The following is a 19,613-nucleotide window of genomic DNA, read 5'->3' on the forward strand; positions in this document are numbered from 1 at the left end:
CTTATATCTTGGAGTAAAACATTCTGACCGGTTCCTTCAGCAGCAAAAAACCGAGTAATTGATGAAATTAAAGTGCAATGACATAAAGACGGGCTGGTTTGTCCGCACCGCATGGTGTATTTTCGGAAAATACACAATACGATATACGCAGGAAGAGTGCACTGAATAGAGATTATTCACGGGGGTTACGACGATGAAGGCGACAATTCAACAAATAACGGATACAAACAAAGAACAGTTTGAAAACTTATTTAATTATTATCTCTATGAGCTTTCTGCATACTCACGGGAGGATATTGGAACAGAAGGAACATTCGAAATGGAAGATATCTCGCCATATTATAGGGATGAACGCTTATATCCTTACTTCATCATGTTTAATGAAAAGATTGCAGGGTTTATTCTGGTTACTTCCCCTCCTTATGCAGCAGACGGAGTGGACTATTCGGTACAGGAGCTATTCGTATTGCCCAAATATAGAGGCACGAGCATAGCCAAAGATGCAGTCATGCAGATCTTCAAACTTCATTCGGGTCGATACGAGGTGGGGATGTTCAAATTGAATTTAAAAGCCGTTAAGTTCTGGACAAAATTGATATCAACACTAGAAATTTCGGCCATAGTAGAAGATGGCTTCACTGAAATTGCAGGAAATGTAGTGCAGACGACGGGTATGAAATTTACGGTATCCTGCGAGTCTATTTGCAGCTGATTTCAAAAGGTTCCTTGGATGAAGCCGACCGCTGCTTTGTCTTTTAACCCGTTAAAACCCTGCAACTAATAGGAAATATAGCTTAATTAACCGCTCTCTACAGGGTGGTTATATTTTTGGCAGAAAATCAGCATTTAGAATTAACACAGCCTAAGTAATTAAATTTCCTAAATCATTAAACAGCTTATCTTCTTGTCTGAATTTATGAAATCTTACCCTTATCCATCAGAAAAAAGTGATGAAAATATGGATATATTGTCGTTATGCTTTGCTATTAAACATGCCAGTAACTGGGATGTAAATCGCTGAACTGGTTTGATTTGTTAAATAATACGAACGTTATTCAGAGGGTGTGCCATAAACATTCGTTTTTTTCATTGACAAAGTAAAGGCTGTCCTTCTAAAATGGGTGATGGAAAGCAAACAAATAGCGCATACTAATTCGTATAATCCTGGGGATATGGCCCGGGAGTCTCTACGAGATCACCCTAATGATCTGGCTACGAAGAGGAGCAGGCTAAGCACATGAATTCTACATGACTGCGGTGGAACATCACCCGCGCACATTAGAATTTTTTTTGTTCTTGGTTCACAGGCAATGTGCCTGCTTCTGGTCAAGCTGAACTCTGGGGAAAATACTTCTCAGGGTCATTTGTCGTTTTTCAATATAGCTTCAACATCTCTAAGGAGGAGTTAGTGAATTATGGATCGTTTCTTTAAACTCAAAGAAAACGGAACAAACGTTAGAACGGAGATTGTTGCGGGTCTGACCACCTTTATGACAATGGCTTACATTCTTTTTGTAAACACATTGTTCCTGGGTTCAGCTGGGGCAGGTATGTCTGATAATGCAGTATTTTTTGCGACAGCCGTCGGCGCTGGATTAATGACAATTATTATGGGATTGTTCGTGAACGTTCCGATCGCACTCGCTCCGGGTATGGGATTGAATGCATACTTTATGACCGTCGTCCTGAGTTCGAACGGCGCGATCAGCTGGCAGGCAGCACTCGGTGCTGTATTCCTTTCAGGTATCGTGTTCATTATTTTGACCGTGACTCGGGTTCGGCAGATGCTGCTCGTTGCGGTTCCACAGTCCATTAAAATGGCAATTACCGTAGGGATTGGTCTTTTTATTACGATTATTGGTTTTAAACTCGCCAACCTTGTGGCGGTAACGGTGAATGTTGCGCCGGATGCAGATTTGAGCAAGCCGATTCCGGGAAGCAGCTTTAACCTGTCTTTAGGAAACTTTGTTACACATCATGACGCACTCTTGGCTCTGATTGGGCTGCTGCTGATTGCTGTTCTCATGGTGATGCGTGTGAAAGGTGCACTGCTGATCGGTATCGTAGCTACAACGCTGATCGGTATTCCAATGGGAGTGACCAATCTGAGCGGCCTGTCCAGTGCCAGCTGGCTGCCTAACTTCAGTGATCTGGCTGTTGGACAGCTTGATCTGAAAGGCGCTATCAGCCTTGGCTTGTTCGAAATCATCTTCATTTTCACATTCGTTGAGTTGTTTGATACGTTCGGTACGATGGTTGGTACGGCGACACGTATGGGCATCATGAAGGATAAAGCAAAAGGTGAGAAAACGATTGGTAAAGCTATGCTCGTCGATGCAGTCGGCGTCAGCGCGGGTGCGGCACTGGGTACAAGTACGATTACAGCTTATGTTGAAAGTGCTTCTGGTGTAGAAGCTGGCGGACGTACAGGCTTAACCTCGGTAACAACAGGTCTGCTGTTCATTCTGGCTTTGTTTATTGCACCGCTCGCATTGGTTGTTCCATCCGCTGCAACAGCACCGGCATTGATCATTGTGGGTGTGCTTATGATGAGTCAGGTTCGCAGCATTGAGTGGGATGATTTTCTTCAAGCTTTCCCTGCATTTCTTACGATTGTACTCATGCCATTTACAGGCGGGATTGCAAACGGGATTTCCGCAGGTATCGTATCCTACGTCATTCTGGCTGTGTTCAGCAATCTCGTTACAGAGCGCAAAGTGAAAGTGCACTGGCTGATGTGGGTACTGGCCATTATCGTCATTTGCCGTTACGTATTGATTGGTGGGGAGTAAGGATGGGTTTTCCAGCTTAAAAGCACGGTCCGAATAATGCGACTGGTGAGATAGGGATATAGAAAATAATAAACATGAGCATTTGAATGAAGCGGAGCTTCGATATCCAATCGAGCATCCGCTTTTTTCTTTTGCTGTTTTATTTAAGTAATTACTTAAGTGAGTGAAATAACAGGTGTTATTTTAAACATATTAAGTTCTGGAAGTTACTGTTTATAAGGACTACCAGCAATGGATATCTACTATATATAATAAAATCTGATTTCTTCGAAGTATATAAAGGAGGAAATTAAAATGAGTTATGATTTGATGGTTTTTGAACCGCTTCAGGCGCCAATAGATCGAGAGTTATTTATGAAATGGTATGTAGAGGAAACCGGGTGATCGGAAAAGCATTCCTACTCGGATATTGAGGTGACTTCAGAGCCCCTTCAGCGCTTCTATGAAGAGTTCATTCAGATATTCCCTTCTATGGATGTGAGCAATGAAGTTTTTGAAGCAATGGAGGAAGCCGGAACAGATAACCGATTAACCGAATGTACCATTGGAAAAGAAGTAATCTATGCTGCGTTTGCATGGTCTGCTTCCGAGGACGCATATAGCATAATGCGTGAGTTGGCCAAGAAGCATAAGGTAGGCTTTTTTGATGTGAGTGGTATGGGTGGGGAGACCGTCAGGCCTTAAGATTGAGCACATTAATGATATCAAAGGTTAGGATGAATCAGATAATCGTATGATTACATTTAAAAGATTGAAATTCAGTTTTGAGAGATGAACTCCAGAGCAGCGGGAGCGTAGAAAAACAGCTAAGTTTATGATGATATAATTATTGTTGTATAAAACTTTTAATTAATGAACAGAATATGGATGCACAAAACCAAGGTATTACTCCTTTGCTTTTAGTCGTATGCCCTGTGAAAATGGATATAAAAAAATACTTGCATTACAAATGCGTACATGGTATATTCTAATTCCGGCCAAGAAAACACAGTTTACACGGTGCGGCAAGCAAATGAAAAACAAGCTTCGAAAGAAACTTGAAAAAAGAGCTTGCAAAGTTGGTTCGGAAATGATATGATATAAAAGTTGCTGAAGCGAAAGAGATTCAGCGGCGAAACAAGTTTGATCTTTGAAAACTGAACAACGAGTGAGTAACGATCTTGCTTGCAAGATCAACGCTGAGGAATCGGTACACGTCTTCGGACTGTATGATTTCGAAAGCAAAATGAGATTTTTAATCTCGTCAGATTCAAAATGAGCTATTCGCTCTTTTCAATACCCCGATGAGTTTCACAGCGTTTAACTACGCTGGCGAAATTCATCTTTATTGGAGAGTTTGATCCTGGCTCAGGACGAACGCTGGCGGCATGCCTAATACATGCAAGTCGAGCGGACTTGAAGAGAAGCTTGCTTCTCGGATGGTTAGCGGCGGACGGGTGAGTAACACGTAGGCAACCTGCCCTCAAGCTTGGGACAACTACCGGAAACGGTAGCTAATACCGAATACTTGTTTTCTTCGCCTGAAGGAAACTGGAAAGACGGAGCAATCTGTCACTTGGGGATGGGCCTGCGGCGCATTAGCTAGTTGGTGAGGTAACGGCTCACCAAGGCGACGATGCGTAGCCGACCTGAGAGGGTGATCGGCCACACTGGGACTGAGACACGGCCCAGACTCCTACGGGAGGCAGCAGTAGGGAATCTTCCGCAATGGGCGAAAGCCTGACGGAGCAATGCCGCGTGAGTGATGAAGGTTTTCGGATCGTAAAGCTCTGTTGCCAGGGAAGAACGCTTGGGAGAGTAACTGCTCTCAAGGTGACGGTACCTGAGAAGAAAGCCCCGGCTAACTACGTGCCAGCAGCCGCGGTAATACGTAGGGGGCAAGCGTTGTCCGGAATTATTGGGCGTAAAGCGCGCGCAGGCGGTCATGTAAGTCTGGTGTTTAATCCCGGGGCTCAACCCCGGATCGCACTGGAAACTGCGTGACTTGAGTGCAGAAGAGGAGAGTGGAATTCCACGTGTAGCGGTGAAATGCGTAGAGATGTGGAGGAACACCAGTGGCGAAGGCGACTCTCTGGGCTGTAACTGACGCTGAGGCGCGAAAGCGTGGGGAGCAAACAGGATTAGATACCCTGGTAGTCCACGCCGTAAACGATGAATGCTAGGTGTTAGGGGTTTCGATACCCTTGGTGCCGAAGTTAACACATTAAGCATTCCGCCTGGGGAGTACGGTCGCAAGACTGAAACTCAAAGGAATTGACGGGGACCCGCACAAGCAGTGGAGTATGTGGTTTAATTCGAAGCAACGCGAAGAACCTTACCAGGTCTTGACATCCAACTAACGAGGCAGAGATGCGTTAGGTGCCCTTCGGGGAAAGTTGAGACAGGTGGTGCATGGTTGTCGTCAGCTCGTGTCGTGAGATGTTGGGTTAAGTCCCGCAACGAGCGCAACCCTTGATCTTAGTTGCCAGCACTTCGGGTGGGCACTCTAAGGTGACTGCCGGTGACAAACCGGAGGAAGGTGGGGATGACGTCAAATCATCATGCCCCTTATGACCTGGGCTACACACGTACTACAATGGCCGGTACAACGGGCAGTGAAGCCGCGAGGTGGAACCAATCCTAAAAAGCCGGTCTCAGTTCGGATTGCAGGCTGCAACTCGCCTGCATGAAGTCGGAATTGCTAGTAATCGCGGATCAGCATGCCGCGGTGAATACGTTCCCGGGTCTTGTACACACCGCCCGTCACACCACGAGAGTTTATAACACCCGAAGTCGGTGGGGTAACCGCAAGGAGCCAGCCGCCGAAGGTGGGATAGATGATTGGGGTGAAGTCGTAACAAGGTAGCCGTATCGGAAGGTGCGGCTGGATCACCTCCTTTCTATGGAGAATCGTCTTCTGCAATGAAGACATTCAAATAAGCAGGTTCTTTGAACCTGCAACAGCGATTCATTTCGGTCCATCACTTCAGGTGTGGATGAAATGAAGAGCAAACTACTCACTCGTTGCTCAGTTTTGAGAGCTCAAACTCTCAAAACTTCTCGTTTGTTCGACGGACACCGATGGTGAACGGACCGAAGAAACCGATTTGTTCTTTGAAAACTAGATATCGAAACGAAACAAACGCGAATTAGAACATTCCTTTTAGGGATGAATGCTGGCTCGGTTCAAGTAACCGAACAACAATCATCCAAGCTGAACTTGTGTCAACAAGTGAAAGTGTTTTATAAGGTAGATTGCTGGAGCGAGTGATCGAAATGGAGCGACTTTTGGCTTTGAACGAAGTTCAAAACAAGGGAAGCGACAGCTCGAACACGAGCGACTTGGTTAAGCTGCTAAGAGCACACGGAGGATGCCTAGGCGCTAGGAGCCGATGAAGGACGTGGCGAACAACGATACTGCCTCGGGGAGCTGTAAGCAAGCTTTGATCCGGGGATGTCCGAATGGGGAAACCCAGCTGGGGTAATATCCAGTTACTCACAACTGAATACATAGGTTGTGCAGAGGCATACCAGGGGAACTGAAACATCTAAGTACCCTGAGGAAGAGAAAACAATAGTGATTCCGTCAGTAGCGGCGAGCGAACGCGGAGAAGCCCAAACCAAAGAGCTTGCTCTTTGGGGTTGTGGGACGTCTCACATGGAGTTACAAAGGAGTCAGTTAAACGAAGAGGTCTGGAAAGGCCCGCCAAAGAAGGTAAAAGCCCTGTAATTGAAAGTTGATTCTCTCCGAGACGGATCCCGAGTAGTGCGGGGCACGTGAAACCCCGTATGAATCCGGCAGGACCATCTGCCAAGGCTAAATACTTCCTAGCGACCGATAGTGAAGCAGTACCGTGAGGGAAAGGTGAAAAGCACCCCGGAAGGGGAGTGAAATAGAACCTGAAACCGTGTGCTTACAAAAAGTCAGAGCCCGTTTTAGGGGTGATGGCGTGCCTTTTGTAGAATGAACCGGCGAGTTACGTTCCCGTGCAAGGTTAAGGTGAAGAGCCGGAGCCGCAGCGAAAGCGAGTCTGAATAGGGCGAATGAGTACGTGGACGTAGACCCGAAACCGGGTGATCTACCCCTGTCCAGGGTGAAGGTGCGGTAACACGCACTGGAGGCCCGAACCCACGCACGTTGAAAAGTGCGGGGATGAGGTGGGGGTAGCGGAGAAATTCCAATCGAACTCGGAGATAGCTGGTTCTCCCCGAAATAGCTTTAGGGCTAGCCTCGGAAAACAGAGTCGTGGAGGTAGAGCACTGATTGGGTGCGGGGCCCGCAAGGGTTACCAAGCTCAGTCAAACTCCGAATGCCATAGACTTACTTCCGGGAGTCAGACAGTGAGTGCTAAGATCCATTGTCAAAAGGGAAACAGCCCAGACCATCAGCTAAGGTCCCCAAGTGTGTGTTAAGTGGGAAAGGATGTGGAGTTGCACAGACAACCAGGATGTTGGCTTAGAAGCAGCCATCATTGAAAGAGTGCGTAATAGCTCACTGGTCGAGTGACTCTGCGCCGAAAATGTAACGGGGCTAAACACACCACCGAAGCTATGGCTTGATGCTTTGCATCAGGGGTAGGGGAGCGTTGTATGTACGTTGAAGGTGTACCGTAAGGAGCGCTGGAGAGCATACAAGTGAGAATGCCGGTATGAGTAACGAAAAGATCAGTGAGAATCTGATCCGCCGAAAGCCTAAGGGTTCCTGAGGAAGGCTCGTCCGCTCAGGGTAAGTCGGGACCTAAGGCGAGGCCGAAAGGCGTAGTCGAAGGACAACAGGTCGAAATTCCTGTACCACCGTAAATCGTTACGAGCGATGGGGGGACGCAGTAGGGTAGTGACGCAGACGGATGGATGTCTGTCCAAGCAGTAAGGCTGATGTGTAGGCAAATCCGCACATCGTAAGGCTGAGCTGTGATGGGGAGTGAAAATTACAGTAGCGAAGGTCATGATCTCACACTGCCAAGAAAAGCCTCTAGCCAGATGAAGGTGCCCGTACCGCAAACCGACACAGGTAGGCGAGAAGAGAATTCTAAGGCGCGCGGAAGAACTCTCGTTAAGGAACTCGGCAAAATGACCCCGTAACTTCGGGAGAAGGGGTGCCCCGGTAGTGTGAATAGCACGAGGGGGCCGCAGTGAAAAGGCCCAAGCGACTGTTTAGCAAAAACACAGGTCTGTGCGAAGCCGTAAGGCGAAGTATACGGGCTGACGCCTGCCCGGTGCTGGAAGGTTAAGGGGAGTGGTTAGGAGCAATCCGAAGCTGTGAACCGAAGCCCCAGTAAACGGCGGCCGTAACTATAACGGTCCTAAGGTAGCGAAATTCCTTGTCAGGTAAATTCTGACCCGCACGAATGGCGTAACGACTTGGGCGCTGTCTCAACGAGAGATCCGGTGAAATTTTAATACCTGTGAAGATGCAGGTTACCCGCGACAAGACGGAAAGACCCCATGGAGCTTTACTGCAGCTTGATATTGAATTTGGGTACGATCTGTACAGGATAGGTGGGAGCCTTTGAAGCATGAGCGCCAGCTTGTGTGGAGGCACCGTTGGGATACCACCCTGATCGTATCTAGGTTCTAACCTGGTGCCCTTAGCGGGTACGGGGACAGTGTCAGGTGGGCAGTTTGACTGGGGCGGTCGCCTCCTAAAGAGTAACGGAGGCGCCCAAAGGTTCCCTCAGAATGGTTGGAAATCATTCGAAGAGTGCAAAGGCATAAGGGAGCTTGACTGCGAGACCTACAAGTCGAGCAGGGACGAAAGTCGGGCTTAGTGATCCGGTGGTACCGCATGGAAGGGCCATCGCTCAACGGATAAAAGCTACCCTGGGGATAACAGGCTTATCTCCCCCAAGAGTCCACATCGACGGGGAGGTTTGGCACCTCGATGTCGGCTCATCGCATCCTGGGGCTGAAGTAGGTCCCAAGGGTTGGGCTGTTCGCCCATTAAAGCGGTACGCGAGCTGGGTTCAGAACGTCGTGAGACAGTTCGGTCCCTATCTGTCGTGGGCGTAGGAAATTTGAGAGGAGCTGTCCTTAGTACGAGAGGACCGGGATGGACGTACCGCTGGTGTACCAGTTGTTCCGCCAGGAGCACCGCTGGGTAGCTATGTACGGACGGGATAAGCGCTGAAAGCATCTAAGCGTGAAGCCCCCCTCAAGATGAGATTTCCCAGTATGTAAGACCCCTTGAAGACGACGAGGTAGATAGGCTGGGGGTGGAAGTGCAGCAATGCATGGAGCTGACCAGTACTAATCGGTCGAGGGCTTATCCAATAGCAGGTTTTGAGTCGCGTAAGTTTCGTTTCGAATCTAGTTTTCAGAGAACAACACTCTGAATAGTGAAATGAAAATCGGTACATCCCTTAAGGTGTGGTTGATTTTCAGTTTCAACTGAATGGAAGAAGCACAGCTTCGATCCAATCGCGTTTGGTGGCGATGGCGGAGGGGTTCCACACGTACCCATCCCGAACACGACCGTTAAGCCCTCTAGCGCCGATGGTACTTGGACCGCAGGGTCCTGGGAGAGTAGGACGCCGCCAAGCAAAGAACCACTGCCGATGTAACTCGGTGGTGGTTTTTATTTTATGCTGCACTTTTTATAGCCAAGAACAGCTCAGATTTGTTGAGCTGTTCTTGGCTATTTCTATAACTTACGGACAAACTTCACTCAGATGACAAGACGGACCTTGTTTTTTCGTCTATAAAATAAAGCCGTATAGGGTAATAGTAATGTTGATCCGCGGGGCAGAGGGAGGTTTTAAAAAAAAATAAAAAAACAATATTTTAAAAATTAGTACCAAGTACTAAGACTTAGTGCTATAATGTAAAAAAAGAACGAGGTGATCTCTGCTATGAATCATCAATCTAAAGCAGCAATAACAGCTATGGGGACGTATGTGCCGGAGCGTATTTTAAGTAATGCAGATTTAGAAAAAATGGTTGATACAAGTGACGATTGGATTGTGCAGCGAACAGGGATGAGAGAACGCCGGATTGCAGCGGAACACGAGTTTGTATCAGATTTGGCCACAAAAGCTGTGGAGGATATGATACGTCGTTACCAAGTGAATGTCTCCGATGTAGATATGATTCTTTTTGCAACAAGTACTCCCGAGTATTCCTTTCCGAGTTCGGCATCTCGTCTTCAGGCTAATTTGCGTATTCCGCACACAGGAGTACTTGATCTGAATGCGGCTTGTGCAGGTTTCACATACGGCATGCAGCTGGCAGACAGTCTGGTTACCAGTGGTATGTATCGTAAGGTACTGGTGATTGGAGCAGAGACGTTATCTAAGATAACAGATTATACGGATCGTACAACCTGCGTGTTGTTCGGAGATGGAGCGGGTGCTTTTTTAGTGGAGCGTGCTGTGGGTCAAGGTGACTTTAAATCTATCGTTTCCGGGACACAGGGAGAAGGCGGAATGCATTTATATAAAAGCGGTCTTTCTACAGAGATGAACGGTCTGCCTCTGAATATCGAGGGCAAGCTGGTTCAGAACGGGAGAGAGGTATACAAATGGGCGGTTCGTATGGTCCCAGAACAGCTTGGTCAACTCATAAAGAGAGCCGAGATGTCTCCGGAACAGATCGACTGGTTTGTTCCACACAGCGCTAATATGCGTATGATTGAAGCGGTATGTGAGCGTGGGCCTGTTCCGTTAGAGCGTACGCTGACGAGCATGGAATACTGTGGGAATACATCTGCGGCTTCCATTCCGCTTGCACTGCAGATTGCGGTGGATGAGGGCAAATTAAGATATGGACAGCATATTGCATTGTTTGGTTTTGGGGGCGGACTGACTTACTCCGGTCTCATCGTTCACTGGAGCGTGCCGGATACAAATTAATCGCTAGAAACGAATCTGTACGCTCAGTTTAAATTTAGCACTGCAGTATTGTGCTGACGTTTGAATAAACAGGATAGTGTAATACATCAAAATCGGAACATGAAACAAGTACACCTGCCGCGCAATCGTGACAGGTGTACTTGTTTTGAAAGCTATTTAGATTGTCTCATTGGAACGGAGCTGCATCCGCAAATGATATGAGTATTAATAAGTTCATATAATTAGTAAACGATTAGTTAATGGAATTAACACTTTAAGGTGTTAACTTGGGTGCCTGACGGTGGTGAGTACCTTGTTCGTAGCTGTAAGCGAGCTTGATCAGGGTGCCTTCGTCAAAGGCGCGGCCCAGAAATTCCATGCCTACTGGCAGGCCATCTGTTGTGAAACCAGCTGGTACAGTGATAGACGGGAACCCGGAGAACGGACTTAAACGATTGTTGGCACCAGAGGTTTGACCCTTACCAATAACGCCAGCAGCTTGTGTCGATGTTGGATAGATAATTGCATCCAGATGATTATCTGCCATCACTTTCAGTAAGGAATCACGAGTAATTTGAGTGCGCTTCAGAACAATATCCTTATATTCCGATGTTTCCAACGTATCTCTTGCATCCCGTGCTTTCATGGCTTGTTCTTGGGTTTTATCAAACTGACCGGATGCGATGATCTCGGACAAGCTGTGATATGGTGCTTTGTCACCCAGAGAATCCAGATAGTCATTCAACTGGAATTTGAATTCGTAGCCGCTGAGACTCGGATATTTATTAATTTCAGCAAAGTTCGGGATAGAGATCGGTACAGCAGTTGCGCCGAGGGATTTAAGCTCCTCGACAGCAGCATTGATAACGTCTGCCACAGCCTTTTCTTCCGCTTTGGTACTTGGAATAAGCTCTGGGGCTACACCGATCCGGGCACCTTTCAGTCCGTTTATATCGAGAAAGTCCGTGTAGCTGGATGGAATTTTGCCTACAGCGTAAGCAGTGGCTGTATCTTTTTTGTCATAACCAACGGTAGCATCCAGCATAATTGCTGCATCGCTTACGGTACGAGCCATCGGTCCGCCAACGTCCTGTGTAAGTGCGAGTGGAATGATGCCCTCACGACTGGAGAGCCCAATCGTTGGGCGAATGCCGACAAGGCTGTTGAAGCTGGAAGGTATGCGGATGGAGCCGCCCGTGTCGGTACCCATGCCTGCCGCAGCAAAGTTGGCGGCGATGGCTGCACCTGTTCCGCCGCTCGATCCGCCTGGATAATGATCAAGGGCATAAGGATTGAGCGTTTGTCCTCCTAGTGAGCTGGATGTCGTAATGCCAAAAGCAAACTCGTGCAGGTTGGTTTTGCCAAGAATAATAGCACCTGCTGCTTTTAGCTTTTTTACCTGCTCTGCATCATGGGCCGGGATGGAGTCTTTCAGACAGATGCAGCCAGCTGTTGTTGGCATGTCTTTGGTATCAAAGTTATCCTTCACCAGAATCGGAATCCCGTGAAGCTGCCCGCGAGGTCCTTGAGCTGCGCGCTCTTCATCGAGTTGTTCCGCTATCTTGAGTGCATCCGGGTTCAAATTCAGGACAGCGTTGATGCTGACGCCCTGATCATCATATTTGGCGATACGGTCCAGATACTGCTGCACCAGCTCTTTGGATGTCAGTTTACCTTGAGTCATGGCAGTTTGCATATCCATAATGGTGGCTTCTTCAAGCACAAACGGTTTTATGTAGTTATAGATGCGGTCTTTTAAAATAGAGACGTCGCTCGCTGTAAGTACAGCATTCGGCAGGAAAAGAGAATCCGTATAACCTTTCATCAGTCCGGCGGCATTCAGAGCGCCGACGGCACTGGCATACTCGGACCGGTCCGGTACATCCTTGAAGGATTGCGGAGCAGCGTCCAGCTGGAGCCACTGATGCAGGGCCAATGCAGCATCTTTGCGTGATATTGTCGCGCCAGAGAGTTGGTCCATGGTGAAAGGTACACCTGCAAGGGCAGCGGTTTCTTCCATGGCCTGAACGAAGGATGCGGCGTTAACCGGTGCTTTCCCTGCAAGGGCAGGGGCGGTGGAGGTTTGGTTTGAAGGAGCAGCTGATGTGGCGGCGAAAGCCGTAGGTAAAGCAGTTCCTCCCCATGCTGCGGTAACCACTGTTCCCGCAAGTAATAAGGCCCCGCCTTTTTTTAATATAGATCCATGATAAGTCATGCATCCACGCTCCCTTCCTGTGTCTAAAATGATGTGTGTGTGAGTTGTAGGATTTTTTGTATATGCTTTTGCACATCTTATATTTATGTGAGGTAATCTTACAATCCTAATATTTATCCAAAAAAACGCATACAAATTGGTTTTGTGTAATCTTATGTCACATTTACTCGTTGAATCTTTAAACTACAAAACGATGGTTATTTGAAAAAATATAAAAATTGTAAAAATACATAACATATACATGACGTATTGTGTCTGAGAAACTTGGAATATGGAGTGGTTGGTAAACTGCATCGCCAAAAGGAGATGTACCTGAAATGGACTTGGAATCTTGGTAAAGATGTATTATCGAAAAACACGCTTCCTGTTGAAATGATATAATAGACAGATGTTAGCCGCAGATGATTAGCGTTTGAAAGAAAGGATGAGATACGAAGTGAAGACATTGGTACTCGCAGAGAAACCATCCGTAGCGCGGGAGATTGCCCGTGTAATGGGTGCGCGTGATAAACATAAAAGTTATATGGAAGGTCCAAAATACATTGTAACGTGGGCGCTGGGACATTTGGTGGGCCTGGCTGAACCGGAGGATTACGACAAGAAGTATGCCACCTGGAATCTCGAAGACCTGCCGATCTTACCAGAACGGACAAAATTGAAGGTGCTCAAAGAGACAAACCACCAGTATAAAGCGGTGCAGCAGCTCATGAAACGTCAGGATGTGGGCGAGCTTATCATTGCAACCGATGCAGCCCGTGAAGGAGAACTGCTTGCAAGGTGGATTATGCAGATGGCTCAGTGGAAAAAACCGTTCAAACGGCTGTGGATCTCATCCCAGACGGATAAAGCGATCAAGGATGGATTTGCCTCATTGAAACCAGGCAGCCAGTTCGACCGTCTCTATGAATCTGCACGCTGCCGAGCGGAAGCAGACTGGATGATTGGGCTTAATGTAACACGTGCCCTAACGGTGCGGTTCAATGCCCAATTGTCAGCAGGTCGTGTACAGACTCCAACCTTGGGCATGATTATGGATCGGGAAAATGAAATTAACGGATTCCGCTCGCAGGAATATGAGACGTTAACAGGGGATTTTGGCGATTTTCAGGCAGTATGGCGGGCAGCTGGCGGAGACTCAAGAGTGTTTGAAAAACAGGATATGCAGCAGTTGAAACAGCGGGTGGAAGGGCGTAAAGGCACGATTTCACAGGTGAAAAAAAGCGAGAAAGTCGAGCCGCATCCGCTGGCATACGACCTTACGGAACTGCAGCGGGATGCGAACCGTAAACATGGCTTCTCCGCAAAACAGACATCAAACGTGCTGCAGCGTCTGTATGAGCAGCACAAACTTGTCACCTATCCGCGTACAGACAGCCGTTACCTTACTTCCGATATGACGGGAACGTTAAAAGAGCGGCTGGAAAGTGTTGCGGTAGGTCCTTATGCATCACTTGCACGTCCTCTGCTGCGCAAAAATCTGAACATTACCAAGCGGATTGTCGCCGACAGTAAAGTTACGGATCACCATGCCATCATCCCAACCGAACAGACTGTACTGCTTAATCAGCTGAGCCCGGAGGAACGTAAACTGTATGATCTGATTGTTCGCCGTTTTATAAGTCTGTTCTATCCGGCGGCCAAGTATGATTCCGTTGCTGTTGCGGTTCAGGTAGGTAAGGACTCCTTCCACGTGAAGGGCACAACGGTCAAAGACAGCGGCTGGCGCGAAGTATATGGTGGTGATTACACCGATGAAGACGATGATCGCGCAGATGACGCGGGCGACCATGAACGTGCACTGCTGCCGGACCTGCAGCAAGGACAGTCTGTAACTCTGCATCGCTGTCAGATCAAAAGTGGACGGACCATGCCTCCGAAACGTTATACAGAGGCAGCTCTGCTGTCGCAGATGGAAAAGCATGGACTCGGTACACCTGCTACACGTGCGGATATTATTGAGAAACTGGTCAGCTCGGATACGATTGATCGTCAAGGCAGCAGCCTGCATCCGACCGGCAAAGGCAAACAGCTGATTGAGCTTGCTGCACCGCAGCTGCGTACACCGGAACTGACAGCCCGCTGGGAAGCCGAACTGGAGCGCATCGCCCGTGGACAGGGTAAACCAGGCCCGTTCCTGGACGGTATTCGCTCTATGGCGAAGGAGCTTGTATCTACCGTAAAAAGCAGTAAAGCCGAGTATAAGCCGCATAATGTTACAAACAGCCACTGCCCGGACTGCAATGCAAAGCTGCTGGAGAAAAAGGGGAAACGCGGCAAGTTCCTTGTATGTCCTACGGAGGATTGTGGTTATCGCCGTTCCAATGAGAAGCGGTTGTCGAATCGCCGCTGCGCGCAGTGTCACAAAAAGATGGAGATCAAAGAGGGCAAAGCTGGACTGTATGTTCAGTGTCTGCCTTGTGGGATCACAGAGACGCTCAACAAGGACAAGCAGCATGTGAACAAACGCGAGCAGCAAAAGCTGGTCAAGCAGTATGCGAAGCAGGAATCGATCGGCTCCAATCTGGGAGACTTGCTGAAGGCGGCTATGGAGAAACAGGGGAAATCATAATCGCATGAATTCTATGTTATGAAATGAATCTACATGGGCACAATATTCTAAGCTTGTTTCACGAGCCAGATTGGCAAAGAGTTGGGCTTTGGAAAGAGGTTAGTTTAAAATTAAAAAACGTGTATTCTCAAGATGGCTTAACGACAAAGCGGTTACGGTACTCCTTGGGTGTAAAGCTTGTATGCTTCCGAAATACCTTGATGAAATAACTCTGATCGTTAAAGTTTAACAGCGGGTAGATCTCACTCAGGCGGTAGTCTGAGAAAACAAGAAGAGTTCTGGCTTCTTCAATCCGCTGCTTCTGAATAAAAATGCGAAGCGCCTCTCCAGTCTCTTCCTTGAATTTACGGGAAAGATAGGAGGGGCTTATTTGCAAATGATTTGAAAGCACAGACAAGCTCAGGTCATCGTACAAATGATTGAAGATATATTCCTGACATAACAGAATATCTCTGGAGAAATGGGCCCGATGGACTTTGGATACTCGTTCGGTGAAATCACCAAGAATATGCTGCAGCATAGGGTGTATCGAATCTATTCGAGACAGCGTTTCGATCTGTCGGATGTAGGTGTCGCTAAGTGTCAGGGCTGATTCAGAGTATAGTCCGCCTTCAATGGCAGCACGAGTTCCCATCGTGATCGCTGCGATGATCAGATTCTTTCTGCTCCGCAACGTGTCATGTTTGGACAGAGTGCCGTAAACACCGTTCAGTTCCATATGCTGTTTCAAGTATAACTGCAGCTTGTTTTTGTTTCCCAGACGAACCTGATCAAATACCTTCTTCTCGGAGAGATACGATTTGTGATACAAGCTCCGCTCTCTTTGTTCCAGGAGAGACAGTTCCAGTACACCTTCCGTATGACCGTTTAGGACATGGTCGTTCTCCTCCAGCACCTGATTCCGGTCAAGCATTTCATTATGCAGCAGATAATGAGCCAGGAGGGCTGTACTAAGCAGCTGATTCAGATCAAATGACGCAGAATTTATTGTCTGTGCAGGAATGGGATCCATTGTGAATGGACTGTTCGTTACATATTGCTGTGCGTTGGGCCAAAGAACAAGCAGCCCCTGCCCTTCTTCGGTTAACACTGGCATCAGAATCATATTATCCGCTTGTTTATGGTCCTGTTTGTGATGTGGTATGAGATACTGGACGACTTGGATTTTCTGAAGGACAGGGATGGAGAGCATTTGTTCTATAAGGTCATGGTTAAAAGAAGTATGGCTGCTGCAATCTTTCATAATGTAAAACACCGGGATGGAAGCAGCATCATAGAGCGTCTGCATCATCCATTGAAGCTTGTTTTCCGAAACGATTGACATAGTTATTCCATCCCCCTTATGAGTGATGATTAATTACGATTAATCACAAATGAATACCATAAATATAATTGGAAACGCTCTATATTTCAATTAGGATACGACGAACTGATTTACAAGCAGGGGGCGGACAAATGTATTTGGTCATTGATATTGGTGGAACTTTTGTAAAATATGGAGTGATGAGCGAAAGCGGGGAGCTTTTGTCCAAAGGGAAACGTGGTGTTCAGCGAAACAATCTGCAAGAGCTGCAGGACGTGCTCTATACCATCGTCGACGCACAGGATCTGGAACAAATTCAGGGAATAGCCTTGAGCTGCCCGGGGACGGTTGATGTGGATACAGGCATGGTATATCATGGTGGTTCTTTTCCATTTTTACATGAGATTAATTTAGCCAGACTTCTGGCGGATCGATATGATATGGATGTATCCATTGAGAATGATGGTAAATGTGCGGCGCTGGCTGAACTGTGGCTCGGCAGTGTGAAGCATGCCAAGGATTCGGTGGTTTTGGTGCTGGGCAGCGGCATTGCGGGTGGAATCATCATGGATGGCAAACTGCAGCGCGGAAAAAATTTGTCCGCTGGCGAAGTCAGTTATGTGATGAGCCGAATTGATCCGGTAACCAAAGAAGCTGCTTATTTCGGGCTGGAAAGCTCGGCAGTGGAGATGGTCAGACGAATCGGCGAGATGAAGGGACTGGATAACCCTGCGGATGGAGAAGCTGTTTTTGAATTAATTAATCAGCATGATCCCGACGCGTACAGCGTATTTGACACCTACTGCACACAGATCGCAGTTCAAATTATGAATCTGCAGTACATTTTGGACCCTGAATTGTTTGCGATTGGAGGAGGCATCAGTGCACAGCCTGTTGTGCTGGAACGAATCGAATGGGCGATTGGTGAACTGAGGCGAATTAACCCTCTGCATAAAGCGAACCCGAGGATCACTGCATGTACATTCGGTAATGATGCAAATCTTTACGGAGCGTTATACCACTTCCTTGAACAGTCGAGGTGTTTTGACGCATGTTCAGCACTAAATACAGGTGCATCTTCGTATAAGATGACTCGTTTTCAGGCAACGTAAGGCGGAGGAGGTGAGCCTCAGATGCCGCATAACAAATCGGAAAAACGCCATAATCAGCAGAACAAGGACAGCATTCGAGAAGAGAATATCGCAGTGCGTCCAGAGAAAGCAGCTAAGCGAGTGCCGAGTCTGAACGGTATTCCAAAACAAGAGTCGTAGATTGGAATGATTATGGAACTAAAATCTCAGTAATGGAACGAAGAGCAGTGAGAACGGCAGCTCCTTCGTTCAGTTTAATCTGAGCTTGATTCAGCGTTTGTTTGATATGAACGTATTGCGGTTCTCCATCCGCGTTGATCATCTGCCTGCCTTAGGATTATAATGGAGTCAGGGAAATGTCCCGGGATAGGGGGACCGCTAAACGCATATGCAAACTGGACTTATCGCATGGTTTATTTTTATCAACATTGTTACCTATCTGGTTATGTCAGATGACAAGAGGCGCGCACAGCAGCGGCGTGATCGCACACCTGAACGAACGTTGTTTTTGCTGGCGTTCATTGGAGGTGCGCTGGGTGTCTGGATTGCAATGTACCGGAAAAGGCATAAAACGAAACACCCCAGCTTTACAATTGGCATTCCACTGCTGGTGTTTCTAAATGCAGTGCTGTATGGTTACTTTTTGCAGTAGGTTATAACTATATGACGAAAAAACGATTCTGCTTCGCGGAGAGCCTGTTTTGACTGTTCCATTTCATCTGGTATGTAAATTGTTTCTTAATAAATGGTTCATTGTTATTCACGAAGGGTTAAAGAGGTACATGTTTCAAGGCTCGTTGACGGCTCTAGATGTCAGACCGAGGCTTGCTTCGGATTCTACATATATAAGGAAGGGACGGGGATTTACATGTTATTTTCCAAAATTTTGGTAGCTTATGATGGGTCGAAAGCATCGAATAAAGCACTGGATCGTGCAATTGAGCTGGCCAAAGCATCACCAGGGGCTGTACTGGATGTGATTCATGCCTTTGATTTTCCGCGCGTATTTATTGGGGAAGGTCTGGCACCGCTGCCGCCTTCACTCAACAATGATTATTACAATCTTGCGGTGCAGACGACGGATGAAGCCAAAGAACGGATTCAGACTGCCGGTGTTACGGCAAATGTGGATCTGATTCAAGGCGCTGCGGCTGAGGTGCTGCTGGACTATGCCAAAGAGAACGGTTCAGATATTATTGTGATTGGTTCCCGTGGATTGGGTGGAATCCGTGAATTTGTGCTGGGCAGTGTCAGCCACAATGTGGTACAGCATGCTCAGGTTCCTGTGTTGATCGTAAAATAAATGGGGATTACTCCATTCCCGTGACAAACAAGCCGGCTGTCTTCGAGAGATTGAAGAGGAGCCGGCTTTTTTTATTTTGCAGCAGCAGGATAGGATGTTTGAATTGGATTTGGGATTAAATTGAAATTATTATGCCGATTCCCGAACATTAGTTTTGTCAAGATGTTAAATGTTCGTCTTTAAGTTGACATTCGCTGTAGGGGATTGTTAAAATGTTAGATGTGTCGATCAGGTCAAAAAATATGGTCGAGTAGGAACGAAAGCTGTAGGTTCATGGAACATAGTAACGAAATGTGTTGAATAGATATTTGCTCGTATAACGCCGGGAATAGGGCCCGGAAGTATCTACCCGGAAACCGTAAATTTCCGGACTACGAGGAGATACGGCTGAGAGTCGCATGCATGAATGCGGACAGCAAGCCCCTTTTGGCATGCCCAAATGAGGGATACGTATTTCTTGTAGTCCGGTGTCCGGAGAAAATGTGATATTTTCGCGGGTAGCGGACTTTTTCGTTTTTAAAATGCTCAGATGGGA

General features: G+C 47.3%; 11 protein-coding genes, 3 rRNA genes and 2 riboswitches. Of the genes, 12 read left to right on the top strand and 2 right to left on the bottom strand.

Annotation, left to right across the window (positions count from 1 at the left end; translation table 11 throughout):
• Positions 1-193 precede the first annotated feature (193 nt).
• From MKY97_RS03660 to MKY97_RS03690, 7 genes are all read left to right on the top strand, one after another.
• Entirely contained in the window at positions 194-712 is a 519-nt protein-coding gene (locus MKY97_RS03660; protein WP_342554165.1) for a GNAT family N-acetyltransferase, read from the top strand.
• Between the two features lie 422 nt (positions 713-1,134).
• A riboswitch (purine riboswitch) is annotated at positions 1,135-1,235 on the top strand.
• Between the two features lie 180 nt (positions 1,236-1,415).
• Positions 1,416-2,792 carry an NCS2 family permease gene (locus MKY97_RS03665; RefSeq protein ID WP_342554166.1) on the top strand — a complete coding sequence of 459 codons (1,377 nt, stop codon included), beginning with the start codon at positions 1,416-1,418 and terminating at the stop codon, positions 2,790-2,792.
• 414 nt (positions 2,793-3,206) lie between these two features.
• Entirely contained in the window at positions 3,207-3,476 is a 270-nt protein-coding gene (locus MKY97_RS03670; protein WP_342554167.1) for a hypothetical protein, read from the top strand.
• A gap of 640 nt (positions 3,477-4,116) precedes the next feature.
• Positions 4,117-5,671 (top strand): 16S ribosomal RNA (locus MKY97_RS03675).
• Between the two features lie 444 nt (positions 5,672-6,115).
• Positions 6,116-9,041: ribosomal RNA gene (locus MKY97_RS03680) — 23S ribosomal RNA — on the top strand.
• 152 nt (positions 9,042-9,193) lie between these two features.
• Positions 9,194-9,310: ribosomal RNA gene (gene rrf, locus MKY97_RS03685) — 5S ribosomal RNA — on the top strand.
• Together the 16S, 23S and 5S rRNA genes form the textbook arrangement of a ribosomal RNA operon.
• A 309-nt stretch (positions 9,311-9,619) precedes the next feature.
• Positions 9,620-10,618, top strand: coding sequence for a ketoacyl-ACP synthase III (locus MKY97_RS03690; RefSeq protein WP_342554168.1), 999 nt, complete (start codon positions 9,620-9,622; stop codon positions 10,616-10,618).
• A gap of 253 nt (positions 10,619-10,871) precedes the next feature.
• On the opposite strand, the gene MKY97_RS03695 is transcribed toward MKY97_RS03690, so the two are convergent.
• Positions 10,872-12,812 carry an amidase family protein gene (locus tag MKY97_RS03695; RefSeq protein WP_342554169.1) on the bottom strand — a complete coding sequence of 647 codons (1,941 nt, stop codon included), beginning with the start codon at positions 12,810-12,812 and terminating at the stop codon, positions 10,872-10,874.
• Positions 12,813-13,248: 436 nt separating this feature from the next.
• Here MKY97_RS03695 and MKY97_RS03700 point away from each other — a divergent pair, with 436 nt between their 5' ends.
• Positions 13,249-15,381 (top strand): DNA topoisomerase III, encoded by a 2,133-nt coding sequence (locus MKY97_RS03700; RefSeq protein ID WP_342554170.1) that lies wholly within the window; start codon positions 13,249-13,251, stop codon positions 15,379-15,381.
• Between the two features lie 127 nt (positions 15,382-15,508).
• Here MKY97_RS03700 and MKY97_RS03705 read toward each other — a convergent pair whose 3' ends face one another.
• Positions 15,509-16,705: an AraC family transcriptional regulator gene (locus MKY97_RS03705; protein ID WP_342554171.1), complete on the bottom strand. Its 1,197-nt coding sequence runs from the start codon at positions 16,703-16,705 to the stop codon at positions 15,509-15,511.
• 131 nt (positions 16,706-16,836) lie between these two features.
• Between MKY97_RS03705 and MKY97_RS03710 the strand changes: the two genes are divergently transcribed.
• From MKY97_RS03710 to MKY97_RS03725, 4 genes are all read left to right on the top strand, one after another.
• Entirely contained in the window at positions 16,837-17,796 is a 960-nt protein-coding gene (locus MKY97_RS03710) for an ROK family protein (protein WP_342554172.1), read from the top strand.
• Between the two features lie 21 nt (positions 17,797-17,817).
• Positions 17,818-17,955, top strand: a complete 138-nt coding sequence (locus tag MKY97_RS03715; RefSeq protein ID WP_342554173.1) for a hypothetical protein — start codon at positions 17,818-17,820, stop codon at positions 17,953-17,955.
• A gap of 208 nt (positions 17,956-18,163) precedes the next feature.
• Positions 18,164-18,427 carry a DUF1294 domain-containing protein gene (locus MKY97_RS03720; RefSeq protein WP_342554174.1) on the top strand — a complete coding sequence of 88 codons (264 nt, stop codon included), beginning with the start codon at positions 18,164-18,166 and terminating at the stop codon, positions 18,425-18,427.
• 216 nt (positions 18,428-18,643) lie between these two features.
• Positions 18,644-19,078, top strand: a complete 435-nt coding sequence (locus MKY97_RS03725; protein WP_342554175.1) for a universal stress protein — start codon at positions 18,644-18,646, stop codon at positions 19,076-19,078.
• A gap of 292 nt (positions 19,079-19,370) precedes the next feature.
• A riboswitch (purine riboswitch) is annotated at positions 19,371-19,472 on the top strand.
• The last annotated feature ends 141 nt before the right edge of the window (positions 19,473-19,613 follow it).

The organism is Paenibacillus sp. FSL R7-0652, from assembly GCF_038595045.1.
Lineage (GTDB): Bacteria > Bacillota > Bacilli > Paenibacillales > Paenibacillaceae > Paenibacillus.

Bases quoted from the DNA above. Each gene is read 5' to 3' on its own strand.
- MKY97_RS03660 (WP_342554165.1), top strand. From the start codon at position 194: ATGAAGGCGACAATTCAACAAATAACGGATACAAACAAAGAACAGTTT.
- MKY97_RS03665 (WP_342554166.1), top strand. From the start codon at position 1,416: ATGGATCGTTTCTTTAAACTCAAAGAAAACGGAACAAACGTTAGAACG.
- MKY97_RS03690 (WP_342554168.1), top strand. From the start codon at position 9,620: ATGAATCATCAATCTAAAGCAGCAATAACAGCTATGGGGACGTATGTG.
- MKY97_RS03695 (WP_342554169.1), bottom strand. From the start codon at position 12,812: ATGACTTATCATGGATCTATATTAAAAAAAGGCGGGGCCTTATTACTT.
- MKY97_RS03705 (WP_342554171.1), bottom strand. From the start codon at position 16,705: ATGTCAATCGTTTCGGAAAACAAGCTTCAATGGATGATGCAGACGCTC.
- MKY97_RS03710 (WP_342554172.1), top strand. From the start codon at position 16,837: ATGTATTTGGTCATTGATATTGGTGGAACTTTTGTAAAATATGGAGTG.
- MKY97_RS03715 (WP_342554173.1), top strand. From the start codon at position 17,818: ATGCCGCATAACAAATCGGAAAAACGCCATAATCAGCAGAACAAGGAC.
- MKY97_RS03720 (WP_342554174.1), top strand. From the start codon at position 18,164: ATGCAAACTGGACTTATCGCATGGTTTATTTTTATCAACATTGTTACC.
- MKY97_RS03725 (WP_342554175.1), top strand. From the start codon at position 18,644: ATGTTATTTTCCAAAATTTTGGTAGCTTATGATGGGTCGAAAGCATCG.